General features: G+C 72.7%; 1 protein-coding gene. It reads left to right on the plus strand.

Annotation, left to right across the window (positions count from 1 at the left end; genetic code table 11):
- Nucleotides 1-483, plus strand: a 483-nt coding sequence (locus FV227_RS28735; protein ID WP_187275006.1) for a proline dehydrogenase family protein, incomplete at both ends; no start/stop codon positions are given.

The raw sequence follows: 483 nt of genomic DNA on the forward strand, positions 1-483 counted from the left end.
GTCGACCTCGCCCGCCGGAGCGGCCGCCGCCTGATGGTCCGGCTGGTGAAGGGCGCCTACTGGGACGGCGAGATCAAGCGGGCGCAGGTCGAGGGGCTCTCCGACTTCCCGGTCTTCACCCGCAAGGCCCACACCGACGTGTCCTACCTCGCCTGCGCCCGGATGCTGCTGGCCGCGCCGGACGCGGTGTTCCCGCAATTCGCGACCCACAACGCGCAGACCGTGGCCAGCATCCTGGAGATGGCCGGCCCCGACTTCCGGCCCGGCGACTACGAGTTCCAGTGCCTGCACGGGATGGGCGAGCCGCTCTACGCGGCGGTGGTCGGCCCGGGCGGGCTCGACCGGCCGTGCCGGATCTACGCCCCCGTCGGCACCCACGAGACCCTGCTCGCCTACCTCGTCCGGCGCGGCCAGCAGCATCCGGGCGCAGGCGAGGTAGGACACGTCGGTGTGGGCCTTGCGGGTGAAGACCGCGAAGTCGGA

The sequence above is a fragment of the Methylobacterium sp. WL119 genome (assembly GCF_008039875.1).
Lineage (GTDB): Bacteria > Pseudomonadota > Alphaproteobacteria > Rhizobiales > Beijerinckiaceae > Methylobacterium.